At 62.3% G+C, this 20611-nt stretch carries 19 protein-coding genes; 14 read left to right on the top strand and 5 right to left on the bottom strand.

Annotated features, from left to right (window positions below; translation table 11 throughout):
- The first annotated feature begins 125 nt into the window (after positions 1–125).
- From FHX76_RS05120 to FHX76_RS05150, 7 genes are read left to right on the top strand one after another with little or no spacing between them, the layout of a single operon-like run.
- Complete coding sequence (locus FHX76_RS05120; protein WP_167148543.1) at positions 126–1103, top strand: carbohydrate ABC transporter permease; 978 nt, start codon at positions 126–128, stop codon at positions 1101–1103.
- A complete protein-coding gene (locus tag FHX76_RS05125; RefSeq protein ID WP_167148545.1) occupies positions 1100–1960 on the top strand; it encodes a carbohydrate ABC transporter permease in 861 nt (286 codons plus the stop codon). Before FHX76_RS05120 ends, FHX76_RS05125 begins: the two co-directional genes overlap by 4 nt.
- Before the next feature lie 3 nt (positions 1961–1963).
- Positions 1964–3502, top strand: coding sequence for an FGGY-family carbohydrate kinase (locus FHX76_RS05130; RefSeq protein WP_167148547.1), 1539 nt, complete (start codon positions 1964–1966; stop codon positions 3500–3502).
- Positions 3499–4410 (top strand): DeoR/GlpR family DNA-binding transcription regulator, encoded by a 912-nt coding sequence (locus FHX76_RS05135; RefSeq protein ID WP_167148549.1) that lies wholly within the window; start codon positions 3499–3501, stop codon positions 4408–4410. The genes FHX76_RS05130 and FHX76_RS05135 overlap by 4 nt, the downstream gene beginning before the upstream one ends.
- On the top strand, positions 4407–5411 hold the full coding sequence (locus FHX76_RS05140; protein ID WP_167148551.1) for a 1-phosphofructokinase family hexose kinase: 1005 nt from the start codon (positions 4407–4409) through the stop codon (positions 5409–5411). The genes FHX76_RS05135 and FHX76_RS05140 overlap by 4 nt, the downstream gene beginning before the upstream one ends.
- A gap of 28 nt (positions 5412–5439) precedes the next feature.
- Positions 5440–6192, top strand: a complete 753-nt coding sequence (locus FHX76_RS05145) for an HAD-IA family hydrolase (protein WP_167148553.1) — start codon at positions 5440–5442, stop codon at positions 6190–6192.
- Complete coding sequence (locus FHX76_RS05150) at positions 6189–7664, top strand: mannitol dehydrogenase family protein (RefSeq protein WP_167148555.1); 1476 nt, start codon at positions 6189–6191, stop codon at positions 7662–7664. The genes FHX76_RS05145 and FHX76_RS05150 overlap by 4 nt, the downstream gene beginning before the upstream one ends.
- A gap of 123 nt (positions 7665–7787) precedes the next feature.
- On the opposite strand, the gene FHX76_RS05155 is transcribed toward FHX76_RS05150, so the two are convergent.
- The 3 genes from FHX76_RS05155 to FHX76_RS05165 all read right to left on the bottom strand — a co-directional run bounded on the left by FHX76_RS05155 (position 7788) and on the right by FHX76_RS05165 (position 11445).
- Positions 7788–8375 carry an NADPH-dependent FMN reductase gene (locus tag FHX76_RS05155; RefSeq protein ID WP_167148557.1) on the bottom strand — a complete coding sequence of 196 codons (588 nt, stop codon included), beginning with the start codon at positions 8373–8375 and terminating at the stop codon, positions 7788–7790.
- 86 nt (positions 8376–8461) lie between these two features.
- Positions 8462–9673, bottom strand: coding sequence for an aminotransferase class I/II-fold pyridoxal phosphate-dependent enzyme (locus FHX76_RS05160; RefSeq protein WP_167148559.1), 1212 nt, complete (start codon positions 9671–9673; stop codon positions 8462–8464).
- Positions 9674–9717: 44 nt separating this feature from the next.
- Positions 9718–11445 (bottom strand): hypothetical protein, encoded by a 1728-nt coding sequence (locus tag FHX76_RS05165; RefSeq protein ID WP_167148561.1) that lies wholly within the window; start codon positions 11443–11445, stop codon positions 9718–9720.
- Positions 11446–11589: 144 nt separating this feature from the next.
- Between FHX76_RS05165 and FHX76_RS05170 the strand changes: the two genes are divergently transcribed.
- Entirely contained in the window at positions 11590–12849 is a 1260-nt protein-coding gene (locus tag FHX76_RS05170; RefSeq protein ID WP_167148563.1) for an NAD(P)/FAD-dependent oxidoreductase, read from the top strand.
- A gap of 180 nt (positions 12850–13029) precedes the next feature.
- Entirely contained in the window at positions 13030–14622 is a 1593-nt protein-coding gene (locus FHX76_RS05175; RefSeq protein WP_167148565.1) for an ABC transporter substrate-binding protein, read from the top strand.
- A gap of 129 nt (positions 14623–14751) precedes the next feature.
- On the opposite strand, the gene FHX76_RS05180 is transcribed toward FHX76_RS05175, so the two are convergent.
- Entirely contained in the window at positions 14752–15126 is a 375-nt protein-coding gene (locus FHX76_RS05180) for a VOC family protein (RefSeq protein WP_167148567.1), read from the bottom strand.
- A gap of 115 nt (positions 15127–15241) precedes the next feature.
- On the opposite strand from FHX76_RS05180, the gene FHX76_RS05185 reads away from it, so the two are divergent.
- Both FHX76_RS05185 and FHX76_RS05190 read left to right on the top strand, forming a co-directional pair.
- Positions 15242–16057: a hypothetical protein gene (locus FHX76_RS05185; RefSeq protein ID WP_167148569.1), complete on the top strand. Its 816-nt coding sequence runs from the start codon at positions 15242–15244 to the stop codon at positions 16055–16057.
- 190 nt (positions 16058–16247) lie between these two features.
- Positions 16248–17222 (top strand): aldo/keto reductase, encoded by a 975-nt coding sequence (locus FHX76_RS05190; RefSeq protein ID WP_167148571.1) that lies wholly within the window; start codon positions 16248–16250, stop codon positions 17220–17222.
- A 132-nt stretch (positions 17223–17354) separates the two neighbouring features.
- Here the strand turns inward: FHX76_RS05190 and FHX76_RS05195 are convergent, their stop codons facing one another.
- Positions 17355–18056 carry a hypothetical protein gene (locus tag FHX76_RS05195; protein ID WP_167148573.1) on the bottom strand — a complete coding sequence of 234 codons (702 nt, stop codon included), beginning with the start codon at positions 18054–18056 and terminating at the stop codon, positions 17355–17357.
- A 146-nt stretch (positions 18057–18202) separates the two neighbouring features.
- On the opposite strand from FHX76_RS05195, the gene FHX76_RS05200 reads away from it, so the two are divergent.
- The 3 genes from FHX76_RS05200 to FHX76_RS05210 are packed head-to-tail and all read left to right on the top strand — an operon-like array spanning position 18203 to position 20558.
- The gene (locus tag FHX76_RS05200) at positions 18203–19366 is read left to right on the top strand and encodes an LLM class flavin-dependent oxidoreductase (protein ID WP_167148575.1); all 1164 of its coding nucleotides are present in this window, start codon (positions 18203–18205) and stop codon (positions 19364–19366) included.
- Positions 19363–19869 (top strand): MarR family winged helix-turn-helix transcriptional regulator, encoded by a 507-nt coding sequence (locus FHX76_RS05205; RefSeq protein ID WP_341777867.1) that lies wholly within the window; start codon positions 19363–19365, stop codon positions 19867–19869. Before FHX76_RS05200 ends, FHX76_RS05205 begins: the two co-directional genes overlap by 4 nt.
- Entirely contained in the window at positions 19866–20558 is a 693-nt protein-coding gene (locus FHX76_RS05210) for a CE1759 family FMN reductase (RefSeq protein WP_167148577.1), read from the top strand. The genes FHX76_RS05205 and FHX76_RS05210 overlap by 4 nt, the downstream gene beginning before the upstream one ends.
- Positions 20559–20611 lie beyond the last annotated feature (53 nt).

Consider the following 20611-nt stretch of genomic DNA (forward strand, 5'->3'; position numbering starts at 1 on the left):
CACCGCGGGTCGGTCGCACACACGTGCGGCCGACCCGCACCCAACGCCCGGGCCAACGGCAGCCGACGGCTCCAGGCCCTCCCACTGTCCCGGTATTTTTCCGACAGCAGAAAGTAATAAGCGACATGACCGCTACCCTGGCTGAATCTGCCACGCCGGAATCCGGCACTCCCGACCTCGCACCGAAGCGCAGCCGGAACAAACAAAAACTGGTGCTCAGCACCTCACAGAGAAAAGGCCTCCGCCTTTCGCGGGCACTCCTCTGGCCAGCCCTCATCGTGTCGATTGCCGTCACGCAGGTGCCTTTTCTCGTCACTATCTTTTATTCGTTCCAGAAGTGGAACCTGCTGCGCCCAGGCCAGCGCGAATTCGCCTGGTTCGACAACTACGTCACGGTCTTCACCGGCGGGGAGTTCCTGAGCTCGCTGCTCGCAACGGTTGTCATCACCGGAACCTCTGTTGTGCTCTCGGTGGTATTTGGTTTGATCCTCGCCGTGCTGCTCGACCGAAAGTTTGTTGGCCAGGGCCTCGCCCGCACGCTGCTCATTACCCCGTTCCTCATGATGCCTGCCGCCGCGGCCCTCATCTGGAAGTGGTCGATGCTCGACGCCAACGTCGGCATGGTGAACTGGGGACTGTCACTCATCGGCCTCGACGCCGTGCAGTGGAACACCAACTTCCCGGCGCTCACGGTCATCATGGTGCTCACCTGGCAGTACACGCCGTTTATGATGCTCATCCTGCTCGCGGGATTGCAGAGCCAGCCTGGTGAGGTGCTTGAGGCCGCCTCGGTTGACGGGGCCGGACCGGTTCGTCGATTCTTCACGATGACGCTCCCCCACCTCCGCCAGTACATCGAGCTCGCGACCCTGCTCGGCGGCATCATGCTGTTGCAAGTCTTTGACCCAATCGCGATCATGACGCGAGGCACTGGCGGCACCAAAACGCTGTCGTACCTCCTCTACGAACGAGCCTTCGTTGGGCTCGAAATTGGCGAGGCCGCCGCCTACGGCGTCATCACGGTTCTGCTCACGATTATCGTGGCGACCGTTGCCCTCCGCCTGTTGTTCAAGATCTTCAGCAACGAAGGAACCCGCTCATGAGCACCTCAGTCAAAGCCCCAGTCCTCCGCCGTAAGAAGCCGCTACGCCTCCGCGCGGGTTCCGCAGCACTCACCACGATTACGTGGGTCATCACGCTCGGCTTCTTTTTTCCCGTTGCCTGGATGGTCTTCACCTCCTTTAAAACGGAAAAAGCGGCCGCCACGTTCCCACCAACGTTTGTCACCGAACTCACGCTTGATAATTTCACCAAGGTGCTCGACCGCGGCTTTGGTGATTACCTGCTGAACTCGCTCATGGCGAGCCTCGGCTCGACGCTCATTGTGCTGGTTCTGGCGATCCCCGCCGCGTATGCGCTCTCGATCCGCCCGATCTTCAAGGCCACCGACGCGCTCTTCTTCTTCATCTCGACCCGATTCATGCCCATCGCGGCCGCGATCATCCCCATCTATCTGCTCTTGCAGACGATGGGCTTACTCGACAACATCTCGGCGCTGAGCGTGCTCTATGTTGGCATGAACCTGCCGCTCGCGGTATGGATGATGCGCTCGTTCTTCAGCGAGGTTCCGTTAGAGATCGTTGAGGCTGCGCAGATCGACGGGGCAAAGTTCTTCACCGAGCTGTTCCGTGTGGTCATGCCCCTCGTCGCTCCCGGCATCGCGGCGGCTGGTCTCATCTGCTTCATCTTCTCGTGGAACGAGTACTTCCTCGCGAATCTGCTCACCTCGACTTACGCTCGCACCACGCCGCCATTCCTTGGCAGCTTTGTTGACGGTCGTGGCCAGTTCCTTGCGGTGTTGTCCGCCGCGGCAACGCTTGCGGTGCTTCCCGTTGTGATCGCAGGATGGGCCGCCCAGAAGCGTCTTGTTCGCGGTCTTGCCATGGGTGCGATTAAATAAGCTATGACCACTCGCTACGTTCTTGGCATTGATGCCGGCCAAACCACCGTCAAAGCGGTGCTGCACGACGAGCAGCTTCGCCCAGTGGCGATTGGCCGGCGGTCGAGCCCGCTCAACACCTCGGTGCCAAGGCAGGCCGACCGTTCGCAGGACGAGCTCTGGGCCGTTGCCGCTGGGGCAATTCGGGATGCGATTGAGCAGTCGGGCATCGACCCAGCCAGTATCGCCGCAATCGGTATCGCCGGCCACGGCGACGGGCTGCATCTCGTCGACACGGACGGCGCCCCGGTTGGCATGGCGATTACAGCGGTTGACAGCCGCGCGCACCTTGAGGCAGACGCCATCCTTGCCGATCCAGTGCGGCGCAGCATCATCCTTGAGCGCTCAGGCCAGCTCCCCGTTGCGAGCTCGCCAGGTGTGCTCCTGAAGTGGATGGTCGCGAACGAGCCAGACCTGATGCAGCGCGCCAGCGCGATGCTGTCCTGCAAGGACATCATTCGACTTCGGCTCACCGGTGTTGTTGCGACCGAAATTTCGGATGCGTGCTCTTCGTTCCTCGATGTGGCCGCCGCCCCCGATGAGGTGCGCTGGAGCCCCGATGTGCTGGAGGCATACGGGCTGAGCGAGTGGGCACATTTGCTCCCCGAGATTCGACTTGGCGGAGATATCGGCGGCTCGGTGACTGCGGAGGCGGCGGCGCTCACAGGACTCGCAGAGGGCACTCCGGTCATCATGGGGCTGCACGATGTCCAGGCGGCCTCCATCGGCATGAGCGCGCTCGTGCCAGGGCGGCTCGCCCTCGTAGCCGGTTCCTTCAGCACCAACGGTGTCACGACAACCGAGAAACACGTGGATGCCAGGTGGCAGTCGCGCCTCTCGGTGCGACCAGATCTTCGGATCGCAATGTCTACCTCGCCGACCGCGTCTCCAACGCTCGAATGGATGCTGCGCCTGCTTGGCATCCACAGCCCGGCCGAACGCGACGCCATCTTTGCCGAGGCTGCCGCGCTCGATCCCACCGAGCATGTTCCCCTTGTGCTTCCGTACCTGTTTGCTTCCCCACTTGGTGCTGAGGCCTCTGGCACCGTTGCGGATGTCAGAGGCTGGCACACACGGGCCCACCTGCTCAGGGGCACGCTCGAGGGAATCGTGCTCATGCACGTGTGGCACACTTCCGCTCTGGCCGAACAGTTTGGCTGGGAGACCGGTTCTGGCCCCGGTGCCGCGGTCCTCGGCGGAGGCCTCTCCAACTCGGCGCTCTACGTGCAGCTGGTAGCCAACGCACTGCGGCAACCGATTCAGGTCATCAGCAACGAGGAAGCTGGTGCGTTTGGTGTTGCCGCCCTCGCGGCGGTTTCGGTTGGGCTCATCCCTTCACTTGAGGATGCTCAGAACCTGGTTGATCGCGAACCAGCCGTCGAGCCATCGCCCGAATCGGCGAGGTATTGGGATCGAGTGATCGCGTCTTTCAACGAACTCTGCGCGACACTTGCCCCGTGGTGGCACGCACAAAACGCCCCGAGGGGTGACAATAAAGAATGAGCAATTCTGAGGCTGCGCCGACGCCGATAACCACGGGCACGAGCAAGGCGTCTCGTTCGCGACGGGAGGTCATCCTTCGCGACCTCGACGCACACGGCCGCGTTGAGGTGAGTGAGCTTGCGATCACCCTTGGCGTTGCGGAAGAAACCGTCCGTCGCGATCTCAAGGCGCTCGAACAGTCTGGCCACCTCGCACGGGCCCACGGTGGCGCGATCAGGGCGTCACGGGTCGTTCCAGAGCTCGGTTGGCTGGCCCAAACCGAACACGAGGTGCATCCCGTTGCCCGCGCCGCGGCGGCGCTCATCCCGCAACAGGGCAATGTCTTCATCGGGGCTGGCGACATCGCAGAAGACCTCGCGTCGCTCCTCCCAAACAGCCAAGACCTGCACGTCGTCACGAACTCAATTCCGGTCGCACTCGCCGCGAGCAGGAACCCCGAGATTGTCGTCTACAACCTCGGCGGGCTGGTTGACCCGAGCGATGCGTCCCAGTCGGGCCAGTGGGCTCGCGAAGACCTCGGGCGGTTGCGTCTCGACCTCGCGTTTCTCTCCCCAGAAGGCATGACGCCAGATGGCTCGCTCACAGCCACAACACCAAAATCTGCCGCGATTCTTGGTGAGGTTGTGCGCACGGCGAAACGCACGGTGCTGATGGCAAGCGGCTCCCGGCTCCAGCCAAAGGGCCTCGTCAAGTTCGCCCAGCTCGCTGACATTGGCTACGCGGTTGTCGACGACCGCTGCGGCGAAGCGTTCCACACACTCGCAACAGAGGCTGGAGTCTCGGTGACGGTTGCTGCGCGGCTCACGACGTCCTCGGCGGCGGTTCGTCCGGATGCCGGCACCTCGCAACCCTTCGACGATCCGAACATCTCCCCCAAGTCGGCTACACCTGAAGAGAGCAACTCATGAGCGCCATCGTAACCGTAACGCCGTCGGCCGCAATCGATCAGACGTATGTGCTTCCCGAACTCGCAATCGGCGAAGTCAACCGGGCCTCGTCAGCCCACACCGAACTCAGCGGAAAAGGGGTGAATGTTGCACACGCGATTGCCCTCGGCGGTACTCGGGTCAGCGCGGTGCTAACACTCGGCGAAAACGATCAGGCCCTTGCAACCCATCAGGGTGAACACGTTGCCAGTCGGCCAACACTCGTTCCGGTCATCGTGCCAGGCCCAACACGGGTGAATACCTCAATCATCGATTCGTTCGGGCGCACGACCAAGATCAATCAGTCCCCCATCCCGCTGAGCGACGAGCACTGGGGCGAACTCCACGCAGCGACACTGCGCGAGCTTGAATCGCTCGGCGCGAGCTGGCTGGTTGTGTGTGGGAGCATCCCAACCAACACGGCAAGTGACGAGCTCGTCCCTTTCGCCGACTTACTCGCTGAGGCGCACGCTCGCGGCATTCGCACCGCACTGGATACGAGCGGTCAGGCGCTGCGACAGGTCTTGCAGCAGGGCGCTCCGCTCACCCTCATCAAGCCGAACACGCACGAACTTGCTGACCTTCTCGGCCGTTCGCTCGTGACCATCGGCGATGTTATCGATGCGGCCAACGAACTCCGGGCCTCCGGCGTTGAGATGGTCTATGTGAGCATGGGTGAGGATGGTGCCCTTGCCGTTGCCAAAACCGGAGTCTGGTGGGCAAAGACGGAGGCCACGTCAGTGGTCAATTCGGCTGGCGCAGGCGACGCCTCGCTTGCCGGTTTCATCACGGGCCTCGCAGATGGGGATGCCGACGACGCCGTCCCTCGAGCGATCGCGACTGCGGCGTCCTGGGGCGCTCTGTCCGTTTCACAGCAGACCACGCTCCTCTCCGCGCTCGACGAGGCCAGGCCGGCGACCGTTGTGGCGGCCCCAGACCGGTCGACGCTGCTCGCCGACCCAGCGGAGGTGGCACATGCGTAGCGCGGCGGAGACACCGCGCCAAAATGCAGTGCCAGAAAACGCAGCGCCAGGCGGTGTAATCAACGACCCAACAATCCTTGGCGGCTTTACCGCAAAGGGCATCCTGTTCGACTGCGACGGCGTGCTCGTAGACTCCGACCAGGCCGCCGAAGTTGCCTGGGCAGAGTGGGCAGACGAATACGCCCCCGGCTTCTCATTTGGGCGAGACATCGTGCACGGCCGCCCCGCAGCAGATACCGTCGCGGAGCTTGTCGCTGAGCCCCTGCGCGCTGCTGCCGGCCAACGACTTCGCGAGCTCGAGGTCGAAACGGCGCGGCTCTCGACCCCAATCCCGGGGGCCGTTGAGTTTGTCCGTTCGCTTCCAGACGGGTCCTGGGCAGTTGTAACCTCTGGGCTGCCAGACGTTGCACGCGCGCGGCTTGCCGCGGCAGGCTTTGCGCAACCGGACATCATTGTGACCGCCGCCGACATCACCTACGGCAAGCCGCATCCAGAGCCCTACCTGCTCGGCGCGAGCCGACTCGGGATCGATCCGGCCGACGCCATCGTCTTCGAGGATGCCCCAGCCGGCATTACCTCTGCAACGGATGCCGGCGTTGGCCTCACCGTTGGCGTCGGCGAGCGCGGCAGCAAGACAGCCGCCAACGCCCTGATCGACAGCTTTGTTGGCCTCAGCGTTGTCACGGTGAGCGAAGACTCGTTTGTCCTCAGCTCGGCGCGGCGTGTGACCATCGACGGCCAATCCTCCTCTTCCTCCCTACCCGAAAGTGAGACCCGGTGACTCCCCTGAGCAACGCAACCCTTGCCGACCTACCGTCCGACGTAGCCAGGCCAACCTATGACCGCTCACAACTCACGCCGGGTATATTCCACTTCGGGGTTGGCGGTTTTCACCGCGCCCACCAGGCGGTCATGCTCGACGACTTGCTCTCACAGGGGCTCGCAACCGACTGGGCCATCTGCGGCATCGGTGTGCTTCCCTCCGATGCAAGGATGCGCGACGTCATGCGGGACCAAGACTGCCTCTACACCCTCGTGGTCCGCGACCCGTCTGGCAAGCAAGAGCGGCGGGTCATCGGCTCGATTGTTGACTACCTGTTTGCGCCAGACGACGTGGATGCGGTGATCGAGCGCCTCGCCTCCCCTGCGGCCAAGATCGTGTCGATGACAATCACGGAGGGCGGGTACAACATCCACCCGGTGACCGGCGAGTTTGACCTCACAAACGCCGGCATCGTCGCCGACCTTGCGACTCCGCAGGCACCAGCAAGCGTCTTTGGCATTGTGGTCGAGGCCCTCAGGCGGCGCCGCGAGCGCGGTATGACCCCGTTCACCGTCATGTCCTGCGACAACCTGCAGGACAACGGGCGTGTTGCCCGCCGCTCATTTGTTGCCTACGCGCGGGCGGTGGATGCCGAGCTTGGCGACTGGATCGAGGCCAACGTCTCGTTCCCTAACTCCATGGTCGACCGCATCACCCCAGTGACCACAGACGAGGACAGGTCCGTCACCTCCGAAGCCATCGGTCTCACTGACGCGTGGCCGGTGGTGTGCGAGCCGTTCCTGCAGTGGGTGCTTGAGGATGCCTTCACCGACGGCCGCCCGCCATACGAGCACACCGCTGTGCAGCTTGTTGACGACGTCGAGCCCTACGAACTGATGAAGCTGCGCCTGCTCAACGCGAGCCATCAGGCGCTCTGCTACTTCGGCTACCTCATGGGCTACCGGCTGGTTCACGACGTGGCCGGCGACCCGCTCGTGGCAACGTTCCTGCGCGCGTACATGGATCGTGAGGCAACACCAACGCTCCGGCCGGTGCCTGGCATCAACCTCGACGACTACAAAACACAGCTCATCGAGCGCTTTGCGAACCCGGGTGTTCGTGACACCGTCGCCAGGCTGTGTGCCGATTCTTCCGACCGCATCCCGAAGTGGCTTGTTCCTGTCATCAACGAGCAGCTGGCGACCGACGGTGAGATTGTGTTGTCAGCCGCGATCTGCGCGAGCTGGGCTCGCTACTCGGAGGGCGTAGACGAGCAGGGCGAATCCATTGAGGTGGTTGACCGCCTCCGCGACACGGTCATGGGCTATGCCGCCAAGCATTCGACCGACCCGCTCGCGTTCATCCGCGACCGCGATCTCTTTGGCGACCTCATCGATAACGAGCGTTTTGTGTCCGCGTACTCGGCTGCGCTTGAGTCGCTCCACGCCTCTGGCGCACGCGCGACGGTTGCTGGCCTCGTCGGCCAGTAATCTCTCGCCCCCTTCCGGGAATCCAGGTCGCAAAACATGTCGTCTTTTGGTCAAAAGACGACATGTTTTGCGACCTCGATTAGGCTCCGTGTAGATGTTGCGGGGCGGATAGCTGCCCCTGGCTCAGTCGGCCGGCTCGTTGGCCGATCGGCGCGACGCCAACGCATCTGTCAGCGACCGCAAATCGGCGAGCAGCGTTGTTGTCGCGCGCACGATGTGATCGGTCGGGTGAAACACACCCTGCTCATCGCGGAGGGTCGCCACCCACGGGATGATGACCGTGTCAGGCCCGGCAATCAGCCGTACTGACGAGGCAACCTGCTTGAGCACCTGGGCAGAGCGAAGCCCTCCGGAAATCCCGCCGTAACTCACGATGCCGAGGGCTTTGTTACTCCACTCGTGAAAGAGGAAGTCGATGGCGTTTTTTGTGGCCGCGTTCAGCGAATAGTTGTACTCCGGAATGACAAACACAAACGCGTCACCCCTGCGAATGGTTTCGCTCCAGCGCTTGGTGTGCTCCTTTGTGTACTGCTGCAGCCGCGGATGATGTGGCTCGTCAAGAAGCGGGAGCCCCACCTCGGCGAGGTCAACAACCTCAATCGCAAACTGCCCGTCTGCTCGTGCCGCGTCCGCAAACCAGTCGGCGACGGATGCGCCAACCCGCCCAGGCCGAGTACTCCCGATGATGACTTGCAACAGTGGTGTGTCCATGAGCTACTCCTTAGTGTTGATTCAACAGTGTTGATTCGACGGCGTGGATTCGACAGTGTTGATGACGGCTAGTCGGGCAGGGCCTGCTAGCCGGCCTGGAATCGAAGGATACGGTCGATCGCCTCGGCCACGGCATCCTCGCCAGCCGCGAAGCTCAGGCGAACCGTGCGGTGCCCATGTTCCGGGTCAAAATCGGTGCCGGGCACGAGCGCAACCCCTGCCTCCTCAAGCAGCGCCCTCGCGTAGGCGGATGAGGTGCCCCAGCGTTCAAGCTGCGGACCAAGATCCGCGTAGTAATAGAAGGCACCATCCGCCGGGGCTGCATCGCCCCAGCCGAGCCGCTCGTGCTGCTCAAGCAACAGCCCGCGGGCGGTCGCGAAGCCCGCGACGACGGCATCCCGCTCGACGTAGCGTTCGGCGTCAAACGCCCCGAGCGCCGCAAACTGAGCCGGTGCGGGCGGGCACAGAGAAAAATTGCCGGCGAGGGCATCCATCGCGTCGGCAAGGTCCTCTGGCATGAGCGCCCAGCCGAGCCTCCAGCCGGTCATTCCCCAGTACTTGCTGAACGAGCTGATAACAAGTCCAGACCGGTCGGTCTCCCAGGCGCTCACCCCGAGAGGGTCGGCCGCACCGTGAACCGGATACGTAATGCCGTGATAGATTTCGTCGCTGACGAGGCGTACCGTGTGTGAAACACACCATTCGGTGAGGGCGGCGAGTTCAGCCCGGTTCACCATTGTGCCTGTTGGATTTGCTGGCGACGCGAGAATCAGCCCGTGCAGCTCGCCGTACTCAGCAATCGCGTTGTCGAGCAGCGCCGGTGTTGGTTGATACCTGGTCGCTGGGCCGGTCGCGATGGTCACAACCTCAATTCCGAGGGCGGTCAGGATATTTCGATAGGCCGGATATCCAGGACTCACGAGCGCGACCCGGTCACCGGGATTAAACGCCGCTAGAAACGCAAGCGTAAACGCTCCTGACGAGCCGGTGGTCACGGCCACCTGACGCGGATCAACCTCGATGCCGTACCAATTGTGGTAGTGACCGGCAATCGCTGCGCGCAACTCATGCGTGCCGAGCGGACTCGTGTAGCCGAGCGGCGGGGTGCCGGTTGCGTGGATTCGCGCGGCCTCGTCGCTCACCCCTTTTGGTGCACCGCTGCTCGGCTCTCCCGCGCACAGGGAAACGATGCTTCGCCCGTCTGCCCGCAGTTCAGCCACTCGGCTGAGGATATCCATAACCTCAAACGGCGGGACGTGCGATCGTGCGGAGGGCTGAAACACTCGGTTGTTGGCCATGATTCCACGATACTCCGCGCGGTCTCACAACCAACAACCGCACGCTAGGAGTTCGGAACGGCCGATCCGTCGTAATACTCATACATGAAGTCCTCGAACACGTCGTCTTCGTTGAGCTCAGACGGATACTCCCACTCGTTGGAGGCAGCACAGTGGTCGTCAACCGCGTCGAGTACGTCGTCCTTGAGATCCCGGTATTGCAGTTGAAGCAGGTCTTCCGGCATATCGCAGGCGTCAATCGCGTAGAACTTGTCATCGTAATCCGACGATTTCAGTGTGATCGGGACAATACGACCGAGCTGCAGCTTCTGCTTTTCGTCGCCGAACACGCGCACGGCATAGCCACGCTTCACGCGCTCCGTTGCCGCTGGCTTCTCCCCGACGGCGGCGGTGGTCTCTTCAAAGACAAACGGTCGAACCGTCACAAGGTAGACGCAGCCGTCCTCTGCCATGAAGACTTTCCAGGAGCCTGTTTCAACAAGAGCCGCGGTTACCGCGGGTGCCGCTGGACCCGTCGGCTCACCCTGCATCGCGAGCAACGACGAAAGTGGCATGCTCAAGTCAACACATTCAGCGATATGCTCCGACGGCGTCGCGGCCGTTTCGCCCGTTAGCGGGATGCCGGGGGCGGCAAATCCGCAGTCCAACGGAAGGGTGTCGGCGCGTGCGGTCAACTCGTCCAATTCGTCGCTCGTGAGAATCTTCTCAGTGTCTTCGTTGACCACAAAAGAGAGCGCGCCGGCCTCCAGCGCCTCTTCGTTGTAGCCGAGCTCGTACGCATCGTCATACCAATCACCGAAGTAATCTTCGATCTCGACGTCGCCAGACGAGCGTGCGGCTGAGCGATCGAAATCGCGTGGGGTCACGCTCAGTTCGCTGAGTTCGTGGGCTCGGCCGTCGCTTGTCACAACGGTTCCGCCAAAGGTTCCTGGGAGCAGGAGGATGGGGTCTGTGACGATCGCGTCCTCGCCGGAGGTCACTTTTCGTGACGTGTCCTCGTCGGCGTCGTCTTCGTCGTCCTTCTGCGTGGGTGCCAGAGCGAAATCCGTCGCCGTGAACGCCAGTCGATTTGCAGATGAAGACGTTCCGTCTGCGCCGGTAGAGGCCTCAACGACCTGCTCGCCGCCGTTCAGAGGTTCGCGGTTGAACACCTGATCGGGAGACACCACTTTTGGCGGCAACGTGCCAACGGATGCCCCGGCAACGGTTGCCTGGGTTGTCTCGGCGTAGTCAAAGAGCGAATCCCATGTGAGGGTTGCGACGCGCGGGTAGGCAGGGATAACGCCCGTTGGCAGCCCACCTTCGGTGACGCACCACTCGCCCGCGCTGCTTCGCTTGACGGTGACGTTCCAACGCTTGGTTGACCCGCCATATTTGGCGGTGATTTTGTATTCGGAACGGTTCTCCGTTTTCACGGTCTCCTCGCCAACCGAGTACTTCACGGAGCCGTCAACGGCTTGCGCATATGCCTTGTCATCAAGCACCGTGCTCTTGCGCGCAATCTTGCTGAGACACGTGTCACCGAGCGACGACAATTCCCCGGTGTGCAGGGCATCCGCAAACGCGTTGACCGCCTGATCCGGGCCGTGCTCGCTCGCCGTCTTTGCGGAGAGCACAAGGGCTGTCGCGCCGGCGCCGAGCAACAATACTGCCGTCGAAACAATGGCAACGGGCGTGACCCAGCGGCGGCGACGTTTCGTTGGGGCTTGCCAGCCTGGCGGAGGCCCCGCTGGGGGCTGCGGAGGATACGACGGGTACTGTTCGGAAGTCACGAGACCACTCTTCACTGGTTGAGGGGGAGGCACTGCGGATGAGATACTCCATACAAGTATGACGACAAATCCTGCTGCGACATATTACGCACTATGACTCGACCGCCAAAAAAGTTCTGCGTCCCTCAGTAATCTTGACGCATAATGACTTCCTCTTCACCCAGCATCCTCGTTGTCGGCGCAGGCGTTTTTGGCCTCTCGACGGCCCTGCACCTTGCGCGCGAGGGCAACAGCGTCACGCTGCTCGACTCCGGCGAGGCCGCATCAGGCACAACCGCGGCAGGGGCTGGATTTGTGGGGCTTTGGGCCGCAGGCTACGCCTGGTTCTGGAACGAGTCTGAGCTCGCACTTGAGCAATACGGCATCGACCTCTATCGCTCTCTCGACGCCGACGGTCACGATGTAGCCCTCCGCGAAACCGGCAACGTCTGGCTCGCCGTCACCGAGCAGGCCGTCACCGACCACCTCGATGAGTTCGACCGCCACCCGCTCAAGCCGGCCGGCGCCCGCCCACTCTCACCCGCTGACGCGGCAGCCCTCGTCAGCGGACTCAACCCTGACGCAGTCGCCGGAGGATACTTCCATCCCGAGGGCATCCAGATCAGCGCACCGGATGCCGGTGCCGCCCTCGCCGCATCCGCAATCGCGGCGGGCGTCACGCTCGTTCCCAACACGCGCGTCGTTCGCATCCTCACTACGGCAGGCAAGGCAACCGGCGTTGAAGCCGTGCGGGGCGACGAGACCGTAGCGATCAGCGCCGACCGCGTTGTGCTCGCCACCGGCTCGTGGACAAACGAACTCCTCAAACCGTTTGGCAGGACCCTTCCCTTTGCCCGCGTGATCGCCAGCCGCATCACGGCAGCACCAAGCGGAGTGCCACACATCCCAACGCTCATGTTCCCCGAACTGGATGGGCTCTGGGTGCGCGAGCACCGCGGCGGACTCACCTACGGCAACGGCTCTGGGTACGAGCTGCTCGAAACCAACAATTCAGCAGCAGTACGCCGCCCGCAACGAACCGATCTCATCAACGAGATGGCGGCGGAGCTCACCCCGATCATCAACTCGGTACTCCCCCAGGTTGACCTTTCCAACACCGAATGGGTGCAGGGCATCGTCTCCTATACGGCGGACCGCCTGTTTTTTGCTGGCGAAGTTCCCGAATGCGATGGGCTCTTCGTTCTCGCAGGCGACAACGAATCCGGTGTCACGCACGGCCCAGGCCTCGGACGACTCATGGCCGACCTCGTCACGGCCCCCGAAACCGGCCGAATGCCCGGCGAGGGCTGGGCCAGCACGGTGGATGCTTCGCGCTACCGACTCGATCGATTCGAGCCCCAGCCCTTCCGCAACGAACTCGACGTCGCGGAGAACATGCCCCCACGCCGCAAGGTTGACCTGTAGCGAATCCGAAAAACCGGTCGTCCAGCAAAACACGGCCGGGCATCCGTCGTCGCCGCAGTGTTCCGACCCGGCGGCAAGCAGTGCGCTTGGCGCACCCACACGCATCCCCCACGTATCCCTGTTCAGCACCCACCGTCAGCAATTGGTGATTATCACCAACACAGAAAGCAATCACCCATCATGAAGTTCAACACGCCCCGAACGGCCGTGAGCGCGGCGGCCCTTGGCCTCGCCGCCGCCGTTATCCTCACAGGCTGTGCGCCAGAAGGTTCAACGCCGGACAATTCTGCCTCGGCCGACGCCCTCCTCATCGGCACGACCGACGCTATTGTGTCGCTCGATCCCGCCGGTGCGTGGGACCGCGGAAGCTTTACCCCGCAGAACCAGATCTACCAGCGACTGCTCGGATACGAGCCGGGTAATGTGACCCCCGTTCCCGATGCTGCCGAGTCATGCGAGTTCACCGAGCCAACCGTCTACACGTGCATCGTAAAGGACGGCCTCACCTTCTCAAACGGAAATGAGCTCACGGCAGAGGACGTGGTGTTCTCCTTCAACCGTGTCACCACGATCAACCTTGAAAGCGGCCCGGCACCGCTGCTCGCCAACCTCGACAAGGTCGAAGAGGGCGACAACAACTCGGTTGTCTTCACCCTCAAGGTCGCAAACGACCAAACCTGGCCCTACGTGCTCACGAGCATGGCGGCACCCATCGTTGACAGCGAGGTCTTCCCTGCAGACAAGTTGCTTGAAGACTCACAGGTTGTCGGCTCTGGCCCCTACATCATTGACGCCTACGAGAAGGGCGGGCTGCTGTCGCTCAAAGCCAACCCGAGCTATGACGGGTCCGCTCCAGTGACGGAAAACGTTGTCCTGAAGCCCTACACCGATTCCTCAAACCTTCGCCTCGACATCCAGAACGGTGCGATTGACGTTGCCTACCGTTCCCTCACCTCGACCGATATCGGCGATCTGAGCAAAAACGACGACCTGCAGGTGGTGCAGGGTCCAGGCGGATCGGTTCGCTTCCTGACCTTCAACCTCAACACCCAGCCAGGTGCCGACGACGCACAGAAGCTGGCCATCCGACAGGCTGCCGCCTCGCTGATCGACCGGGATGCGCTGGCCGATGATGTCTTCAACGGCACCTACACGCCCGCCTATTCCGTTGTGCTCGACGGGCAGAATGGCGCAACGCAGGCGTTCAAGGAGCGCTTCGGCGAGACACCAAACGCCGAGCAGGCAAAGCAGATCCTTGCGGATGCCGGCGTGCAGACCCCGGTATCGCTTCCCATCCAGTACACCAGCGACCACTACGGCCCCGACTCCGAGCAAGAATACGGACAGATCAAGTCGCAGCTTGAAGCTGACGGCCTCTTCACCGTAGATCTGCAGACGACCGAGTGGACGAGCTATGTGAAGCGTCTGAACCCGGAAACGGGATACCCGGCCTTCCAGCTTGGGCTGTTCCCTGACTACCCTGACCCAGACAACTTCCTGCGCGTGACCTACTCCACGACCGGTAGCTCGCTCGGAAACGGTTTCTCCGACCCTGCCGTTGATGCCCTCATCGAGAAGCAGGCGACAGAGGCAGACCCGGCCGCCCGCACGGCAACTATCGAAGAGATCCAGGCGCTTGTTGCCGACTCGGCCTCGGTCATCCCGCTGTTGCAGGGGCAGGAGACGGTTGTTGCGAAGAAAAACGTGACTGGACTCGAGGATACCCTCGACGACACGTATAAGTTCCGCTTCGCAGCTCTCGGCCGCAGCTAGCCAGTACGCACAGCGAGCGGGGGTTTCCCATTGGGAAGCCCCCGCTTTCCTGTATGTCGCGGGGCGCGTTTCTCGTCGTGGGGTGCCCTTTTCGGGCCGGTTTTTGCGTGTTTGCACCCCACGAGCTTGCTAGCCCGCAAGCACCGCCAGAAAGTTTCCGGCCGGGTCTTTGAACCAGGCGATGTCTGGTCCGTCTTGGTCTGCCGGGCTGTGATTGATACCAAGCTCGTCTGACCACTCGGTGCGCTCGAACTCGACACCGCGTTCGGTGAGCTCGCGCACGGCGGCTTCAAGATCGTCAACCGGAAAATTCAGGATCGTGAACGTCGCCGGCTCGTGATCGGGCTTCTGGTAGACCAGGATGTTGTGACCGCCCTCGATCTGCAAGGTCAGCATCCCGTGTTGCTCGCTCACCCGCAGCCCAAGCACGTCGCCGTAAAAGTGCTTGGCTGCGGCGAGGTCGTCAACGGAAAACCCGCTAAACGCGTAGGTGTGTTCAAACATGTGCTGCTCCTTCTGCTCAACCGGAGATGTTGGATGCGGGCCACGCTACTCCGCCCAACAAACATCCGCTAGATCGCCAGGGCGCGATCGTGCACTCACCGTTTAGACTCGGTCTATGACGACGTCGTTCGCAGCCTCAGTTCCTTCTGCTTCGCCCGACGCTGCCGGGCGCTTGCGCGGCGTCATCTGGAGATATCTCGCCGGAACGTTCTTCCTCATGTTTGGGCTCGTCTTTGGGGGCATCGGCCTCATCTCGGTCCTGGCGGCCGCGGTTGGAGTCTCCGATGATGTCGTCGCATCTCCAGAGCTGCTCAACGCGCTTCTGCTGAGCGGAATCTCGCTTGCCATCCTGATAGCAGGGCTCGTCCTTATGGCACAGGCAACCTCCTCGTCGCGGCGTCGTCCGTGGCGGCTCGCCGGTCAGGACAAAACCGCGCCTCTCGGCCAGCCGACAAGACCCGGCCAAACGGCGGCAAATAACAGCCACACGACGGCACCAACGTCGAGCGCCCAGAGCAACGCGACCTCCACACGGAACACAACATCCAACGGCATCGTGCTCAACGGCGTCCTCATCAGCAACGGGCCAAACCTGGTTGGCCCTTCCGCCTCCTCTGCCGAGGCGCACGCCCAACGCTACGCAGGCAACGCTCCGTTCCGATCTTCCGGGGCACCAGGCAGCGGAGCCGCCCCTACCAGGATGCCATTTTCGGCGTGGTTTGGAGCGCTCCTCTTCATCGTCGGAGCGCCACTCGCGGTGCTGCCCATCCTGCTTTTTCTGCTCAGTCTCGTAACGAGCGAGCCCTCCGACGTCGAGGGTGCCCTCGTCATCCTCCTGATTGGCTGCATCATCTGCGGCATCGGCATCCTCATCATGATGCGCGCCGGCGCAAAGCGACTGCGCAACCTCCAATCGCTCTGGGCGGCCTGACGTCTGTGCACCGCGGTGGCCGTTGACGGCCTGCGACCCTCAAGCGCAGGCCGAGGCCGTCCTCCGTGTGTGACAAATCGCTACGGGATGTCAGCGCGGGCGCCCGATGCGCAGTAGCGTTAAGAGGCAGTAGCGTTCACGCACATACGTCGGCCAAGCCAACCTATTCGCCACTTCAAAGGAGTCAGTCATGACCAGCGCCATCCCAGAGACCACCCAGCACCGAGTACAGATCGGCTCGTCAGACCTTGAGGTGTTTCCCCTCGCGCTCGGCGGCAACGTATTTGGTTGGACAGCCGACCGGGAAACGTCCTTCGACGTGCTCGACGCCTTTACCGCCGCCGGTGGCAACTTCATCGACACGGCCGACGGTTACTCGCACTGGGCTCCCGGCAACGAGGGCGGCGAGAGCGAAACCGTGATTGGCGAGTGGGTGGATGCGAGGGGCAACCGCGATGACGTCATCATCGCGACCAAGGTCAGCACGCACCCAAAATACCTCGGCCTGAAACCGGACAACATTGGCGCCGCAGCCGACGCATCCCTCCGCCGTCTCGGAACCGATTACATCGACCTCTACTATGCGCACTTTGACGACGAAACCGTTCCGCTTGAAGACACCATTGGTGCCCTCAACCGCCTCGTTGAGGAGGGCAAGATCCGCTACATCGGTATCTCAAACTACTCGGCGGCCCGCATCGACGAGTGGTTCCGTATCACCAATGAGAATGCATTTCACAAGGCTGTAGCCTTGCAGCCCCACTACAACCTGGTCGAGCGCGGATTCGAGGCAAAGCTTCGCGAGCGGGCCGAGCGCGAAAACCTTGGCGTCTTCCCATACTTCTCACTGGCGAAGGGATTCTTGACTGGCAAATACCGCGAGGCAGGCAAGGACGCACAATCGCTCAGCCCACGTGCTGACGGGGCACTTGCGTACCTCGACGACCGCGGCCAGCGTGTGCTTGCGGCCCTCGACGCCGCTGCAGCCCACCACAATGTGCAGCCAACAAGCATCGCACTGGCTTGGCTCCGCCAGCAACCGACCGTTGTTGCGCCGCTTGCGAGTGCCCGCACGGTTGATCAGCTCACCGATCTCATCGCCTCAACCACGGTGGTACTCACGCCAGAGGAGCTCGCGTCCCTCGACGAGGCTTCCGCCGCTTAACCAGTCCATCACAACGACCGCGCACAAGCCACATCGAGGGCGGGAAAAACAGCGTTTTTCAGTGAAATTGCCGTGGTTTTCCCGCCCTCGATTGCGTTACCCCCTCGGATTGCGGTTCCTTCTCGATTGCGGTTACCCCTCGTCGAGGCGCACGAGTTGAGCGATCTCCTGAGCGAGGCGGTCAACGCGCGACGGACTCAGCATCGTCATCCCTGTTTTTCCAGCGCCAATCGGCAGGACCAGCCTGACTGGGCCGCTGATTGTATTGATACCAAACGACAGGGCGGAGGCTCTGCCATACAGGCCATCCACGTTTTCGAGTTCGAGCGAGAGGATGTCGCGCCGCAGCACGGTGACGGGCCGATCGAGATGCTTCACCCCTGTAACGATGAGTATCCGGTCGGGAAGAACAACAAGGCCAGCAAATCTCGGGAGCTTCGCCTGAGGCAACGCAACGCCCTGCCAGACCTGCCCGGCAGAGACCAGCTGGTAGCCCTGCTGCGTAATCGGATAGCGCACCACAATGCGTATGATGCCCATCGGATACCGCGCCAGCAGTTCACGGCTGAGACTAGCGTTGCCTCGCACAATCAGTAGCACGCACAGATAGGCCAGCCCGAGGACGGCAAGTACTGAAGAAATCACCGTGACCCAGAAGAGCGCGTCATGTGATTGCCCGCTCGAACTGACGTCGTTGTTGTTGCGAACCAGACGAAGGATGTTGAGGATGAGCGCCGGCAGCCCAAGGACCGCAGCAATGAGGATTCCCCAGAGCCGGCTCCGTCGAACGGCAGCTGGTTCGCGACTGGTTTGAGATGTGGGGGGATGCGACATTTCTCCATTTTATGTAGGGAAAAACACGCCAGAACGGCATACGGATCATTCTGGGAATAATCTCAGCGTGCGCTCGTTACACTCAGTAGATACATGCAAACGCATACAAATTCGCGGGGGTAACCGCGGGCGAAAGGACCAACACCATGCAGATCGGTATTTTCACTGTCGGCGACGTCACAACCGATCCGACCACCGGCATCACGCCGACGGAAGGCGAGCGCATCAAAGCCACCATGGCAATCGCGCAGAAGGCCGAAGAGGTTGGTCTTGACGTCTTTGCAACGGGCGAACACCACAACCCGCCATTCATCCCGTCGTCACCAACGACCATGCTTGGTTACCTGGCGGCCAAAACCGAGAAGATCATCCTCTCGACCTCAACGACCCTCATCACCACTAACGACCCCGTCAAAATCGCGGAAGACTACGCGATGCTCCAGCACCTCTCCGACGGGCGGATGGATCTCATGCTCGGCCGAGGCAACACCGCTCCCGTCTACCCGTGGTTCGGCAAGAACATCGCAGAGGGCGTGCCACTCGCTCTCGAAAATTACAACCTCCTTCGCCGCCTCTGGCGCGAAGACGTGGTCAACTGGGAGGGAAAGTACCGCACCCCGCTGCAAGGCTTCACCGCGACCCCTCGCCCCCTCGACGACGTCGCGCCGTTCGTTTGGCACGGCTCAATCCGCACCCCAGAAATCGCGGAGCAGGCCGCATACTACGGCGACGGTTTCTTCGCCAACAACATCTTCTGGCCAAAAGAGCACTACATGCGCCTCATCTCGTTCTACCGCGAGCGTTTCGCCCACTACGGCCACGGCACCCCAGAGCAGGCAATCGTTGGCCTCGGCGGGCAGATCTTCATGCGCAAAAATTCGCAGGACGCCCGCAACGAGTTCCGCCCGTACTTCAACAACGCGCCCGTCTACGGTCACGGCCCAACCATGGAAGACTTCATGCATCAAACACCGCTCACCGTCGGCAGCCCGCAGGAGATTATCGACAAGACGTTGACCTTCCGCGAGTTCTTCGGCGACTACCAGCGCCAGCTCTTCCTGATCGACCACGCAGGCCTTCCGCTCAAAACCGTGCTCGAACAACTCGACCTGCTCGGCGAAGAGGTGCTGCCAACCCTGCGCGCCGAGACGGCAAAGCGCCAGGCCCCTGGAACGCCGGATGCCCCAACGCACGCTTCGCTCCTCGCCAAAGCCCGCGCCGAGGGCACGCTGCCCGTTCGCGAAGGCCAGTCGGTTGCGGTTGATGACGTCACCGGCGCCTCGCCTGACGATGGACGTGATCACTCGTGAGTATCGCCGGTTCGCGCGGAGGCGACCAAGCGGCAACAGAACCGGTCGCGGCCGAAAAGACGTCGAAGCCAGGCATCCGACTGACCAACGAGGCCTGGGAATCACTCTTCCAGGCCCAGGTCACGCTCATGCGGGAGTTCAGCTCCGAGAAAATCTGGAACGACCTCTCGATGCGCGAGTACGACGTGCTCTACTCGCTCACCAAAGGCCCAGACTGCGGAATGCGGCCGGCCGACCTCAACGAAAGCATCCTGCTCAGTCAGCCGTCCCTCTCACGCATGATCGACCGGCTCGAACAGCGCGGGCTTGTCCGGCGCAACCCAGACCCAACCGATGGGCGTTCGCTCAACGTCACGCTGACGGATGCTGGTCGGAGCATCCAGCGCGAAGTCGGCCGCAAACACGCCGCAACCGTCGCGAAACACATGGGAAACGCCCTCAGCGAGACCCAACTTCACCAGCTCATCGAACTCTGCACCACCCTGCAAAGGAAGCACTCATGACCAGCATCACCATCATCTCGGCAGGCGTTGGCACGCCATCCACCACAACCATGCTCGCCCAGCAGGTCGAGGGCCAGCTGCGCGACCAAGGCGGCACAGCAGTCACCGTGCGCATCGTTGAGCTGCGCACCCTCGCAACCGACATCACCAACGCGATTGTGACGGGCTTCACCTCTGCTCCGTTGCAGGATGCGCTTGATGCGGTGGCCTCAGCGGACGCCCTTGTCGCGGCGACCCCAATCTATAAGGGCTCGTATAGCGGACTCTTCAAGTCGTTTATCGACATCGTCGATTCGGATGCCGCGGTAGGCAAGCCTGTGCTGCTCACGGCAACCGGCGGCACCGCTCGCCACTCCCTCGCGCTGGATGTTGAGGTTCGTGCCCTCTTCGGCTACATGCGAGCCCTCGTTGTACCAACCGTAATCTTCTTCGCCCCAGAGGATTGGGCGAGCGACCGGGCAGGGGCCCTCTCTGACCGCGTTGCGCGGGGTGTCTCCGAGCTCTTGGCGCTGACCTACGGAGCTGGGCTGTCGTCGAGAAAGCCACGCGAGGCTGGGCGTGCGCAAGATATCGCGGTTGCGGGGGCATCCGCAGACGAGCAGGTCATCGAGTTCGATACCGAGCTTATGCGGCTCGCGACGGGCGGAAGCGCCCTTTCGACCCCCGTGCAGGTTTCGACGGGCGCCTAACCACGCTTCATCTGTTCGCCCAATAGTCCGGTCATTTCGACCAAAAACCGGAC

The sequence above is a fragment of the Lysinibacter cavernae genome (assembly GCF_011758565.1).
Taxonomy (GTDB): domain Bacteria; phylum Actinomycetota; class Actinomycetes; order Actinomycetales; family Microbacteriaceae; genus Lysinibacter; species Lysinibacter cavernae.

Coding starts and splice junctions, on each gene's coding strand:
- FHX76_RS05120 (WP_167148543.1), top strand. CDS start 126: ATGACCGCTACCCTGGCTGAATCTGCCACGCCGGAATCCGGCACTCCC.
- FHX76_RS05125 (WP_167148545.1), top strand. CDS start 1,100: ATGAGCACCTCAGTCAAAGCCCCAGTCCTCCGCCGTAAGAAGCCGCTA.
- FHX76_RS05130 (WP_167148547.1), top strand. CDS start 1,964: ATGACCACTCGCTACGTTCTTGGCATTGATGCCGGCCAAACCACCGTC.
- FHX76_RS05135 (WP_167148549.1), top strand. CDS start 3,499: ATGAGCAATTCTGAGGCTGCGCCGACGCCGATAACCACGGGCACGAGC.
- FHX76_RS05140 (WP_167148551.1), top strand. CDS start 4,407: ATGAGCGCCATCGTAACCGTAACGCCGTCGGCCGCAATCGATCAGACG.
- FHX76_RS05155 (WP_167148557.1), bottom strand. CDS start 8,375: ATGGACACACCACTGTTGCAAGTCATCATCGGGAGTACTCGGCCTGGG.
- FHX76_RS05160 (WP_167148559.1), bottom strand. CDS start 9,673: ATGGCCAACAACCGAGTGTTTCAGCCCTCCGCACGATCGCACGTCCCG.
- FHX76_RS05170 (WP_167148563.1), top strand. CDS start 11,590: ATGACTTCCTCTTCACCCAGCATCCTCGTTGTCGGCGCAGGCGTTTTT.
- FHX76_RS05175 (WP_167148565.1), top strand. CDS start 13,030: ATGAAGTTCAACACGCCCCGAACGGCCGTGAGCGCGGCGGCCCTTGGC.
- FHX76_RS05180 (WP_167148567.1), bottom strand. CDS start 15,126: ATGTTTGAACACACCTACGCGTTTAGCGGGTTTTCCGTTGACGACCTC.
- FHX76_RS05185 (WP_167148569.1), top strand. CDS start 15,242: ATGACGACGTCGTTCGCAGCCTCAGTTCCTTCTGCTTCGCCCGACGCT.
- FHX76_RS05190 (WP_167148571.1), top strand. CDS start 16,248: ATGACCAGCGCCATCCCAGAGACCACCCAGCACCGAGTACAGATCGGC.
- FHX76_RS05195 (WP_167148573.1), bottom strand. CDS start 18,056: ATGTCGCATCCCCCCACATCTCAAACCAGTCGCGAACCAGCTGCCGTT.
- FHX76_RS05200 (WP_167148575.1), top strand. CDS start 18,203: ATGCAGATCGGTATTTTCACTGTCGGCGACGTCACAACCGATCCGACC.
- FHX76_RS05210 (WP_167148577.1), top strand. CDS start 19,866: ATGACCAGCATCACCATCATCTCGGCAGGCGTTGGCACGCCATCCACC.